The 2420-nt window shown below is 32.7% G+C and carries 4 protein-coding genes and 1 pseudogene; all 5 read left to right on the plus strand.

The annotated features are described in order from the left end of the window. A pseudogene (locus tag Q0F90_RS08825) lies at positions 1 to 380 on the plus strand (hypothetical protein); the annotation flags it as partial. A gap of 205 nt (positions 381 to 585) precedes the next feature. After that, positions 586 to 1002: a hypothetical protein gene (locus Q0F90_RS08830; protein ID WP_296004851.1), complete on the plus strand. Its 417-nt coding sequence runs from the start codon at positions 586 to 588 to the stop codon at positions 1000 to 1002. Between the two features lie 108 nt (positions 1003 to 1110). Then, positions 1111 to 1620, plus strand: a complete 510-nt coding sequence (locus Q0F90_RS08835) for a hypothetical protein (RefSeq protein ID WP_296004853.1) — start codon at positions 1111 to 1113, stop codon at positions 1618 to 1620. Positions 1621 to 1761: 141 nt separating this feature from the next. Beyond that, positions 1762 to 2085: a hypothetical protein gene (locus Q0F90_RS08840; RefSeq protein ID WP_296004855.1), complete on the plus strand. Its 324-nt coding sequence runs from the start codon at positions 1762 to 1764 to the stop codon at positions 2083 to 2085. A gap of 29 nt (positions 2086 to 2114) precedes the next feature. Beyond that, a partial coding sequence (locus tag Q0F90_RS08845) for a GNAT family N-acetyltransferase (protein WP_296004857.1) occupies positions 2115 to 2420 on the plus strand: 306 nt, incomplete at its 3' end.

The following is a 2420-nucleotide window of genomic DNA, read 5'->3' on the forward strand; positions in this document are numbered from 1 at the left end:
GTGCAGAGTGTTTAGATACTTTACCTGATGGGGTATTATTAAAATTAAAAGCATTATTAAATGGAATTCGTAAATATCATTATCTTTTAGGTGATGTCTCGATTGAGTGGGTATTTGATGGTACTAAAATTTGGTTAGTACAGTTGAATCAGATTAAAGAGAAGGGACTTGGAACTACAATTGTTGCGGGTGAACCAGCTAAGTATGAAAAGTTTTATGTAGAAGATGGTTTAGAGCAATTGAGATCTAAAATTAAAGCTATTAAGGGTCGTGATATTGGTATTGAATTGATTGGGGATGTTGGTCTTACTAGCCATTTTGGTGATGTTCTTAGGCATGCCAATATACCATCATTTATTAACAAAATAAGTGAAAAGTAATAGACTTTTGGTCTTATAATAAGTTAAAGTTGTTAGTCTTTGATAAAATGAAGCACATGATTTTTAACGTATAAAAGCGTTTTATCATGTGCTTTTTTATTTGTGTTTTAATATATATTGGGTGATTGGTAATTGATCATTTATCATAATGGTACACATGATACAATATAGGTGAAAAGTATTATTAAATGCATAATGAGGTTATATGAAAATCACAAGATCTTTCGGAGAGTATTTTAAGTATTCTCTACACGATGCAAGGGTACAAAAAATAGAATACGCAGATGGTAATTTAACTTTTACCTTTGATTATATTTTCTCTTATGATAATAGTGGTGAACAGACTCATAAGGCTAAGATTGTATTTGAGAAATGTGATATTGATGACTTAGAAATTCTCGTCTTTGATAGTACAATACTAGATACTTTCACCGGTAAAAGAATTGAGTTACCTCAGTATCAACAGGAGTATAGTGAAAGTAAGTTTGAGGTCATTACGGAGACCTATAATTGGGGACGTGCTGTATTCCAAGGCTGGCTATGTACTGAAGGAAATCCTGTTCACTGTATAATGAACATATACTTTACAGGCAATATGGTATATGTAATTGATGAGGTCTAATATGAGTTAATATGTTGTTAGTTTTTGAAATTGTAAATTACTTTATTCTAAAAGGAGATACGGAGTTCTTTATTATGGAAGGTGTTAATTCTGTAAGGATGTAAGAATATGAGAGCTTTAAAAGAATTTATAGATAGCCCTATATATTTAGATATTATAGAGGAATTAGGACCTGATAACTTTAATGAAGAACTACAAAGTATAGAAATTCAAGAACTAAGAAATCGATTGAATCAAAGACAATTCTTATTAGAAGGGTTTAATTGCAAGTTATCTTCTGAGGAAGAGTTAATACAGTTTTTCGAGCAATTAATAGAATACAATCGTAAAGAACTGATTCTTTGGAGTAAAGCTTTTTGGCAATACAGTGATGAATCTTGGGAAGAATATCCTGATGGTGAATTTCCAAAAGGCGAGGAATTAGATTTAGAAGATACATCAACTATACTTGAGATAGGAAAATATTCTATAACGAGTATTGCGATGTATATGATTGAATTTGATATTTTGAAAAATCACCCAGAAATATTAGAAGACTATTATAAAAGATTGCATATTCCCGGTGCAGTGAAATACGGACGAGAAATTAAGGCGCTTTATAAAAGTCTTTTTGGTTAGAATATATAATATAGTTTTAGAAAATAAGGAAATTTTTAAAAAGGTTCTAGATTGATTAGATAATCTTAACATAGAGCAATTTAGTTTTTACTCTGATATACTTTACAGGCAATATGGTATATGTAATTGATGAGGCCTAATATGAGTGATTTAGATTTTACGATTAGTTGCACTGTTACTTTCTTTAGGAAGAAGATGACAAACCCACCAAATTTAATTAATGGAAAGTATAGTCCTCATATCGTTGTAAAAGGCACTGAGGAGCATCTTGAAGTCAACTTTATTGATGGTAAGGATGTTATCTTTGATCAGCCAATACGCGCCAATGCGCTACCAGTAAATGAGGATATAGATTATTCTAGTTTACAAGAAGGTAGGTCGTTCCTTATTATGGAAGGCAGTACTATTGTTGGAGAAGGGATTGTACAAGAAATTTTTCAACATACACCATATAAGAAGAAATAGTTGTGAGGATTGTATCCGTTGGAGTGTATATGATTAAAATAGTTGATGGCAAACCGTATTTAGATCAGGTAAAAGAGTTAATTCAAGAGTACACTCAGTGGCTCGGTCGCGATTTGTCCTTTCAGAATTTGGATAAGGAATTGGCAGATATTGCTGAGAAGTATACGGCTCCCAATGGTGAGTTATTAGTAGCTATCGATGATAATGACACGGTACTCGGCATGGTGGCGTATTATCAGCATAGCGATACCCGTTGTGAAATGAAGCGTCTCTATGTGCGCCCTGAGGGCCGTGGTCATGCTCTCGGTGATCGTCTTATTGAAAGTATCATGGAC

It is taken from the genome of uncultured Veillonella sp., assembly GCF_934190855.1.
GTDB lineage: Bacteria > Bacillota > Negativicutes > Veillonellales > Veillonellaceae > Veillonella.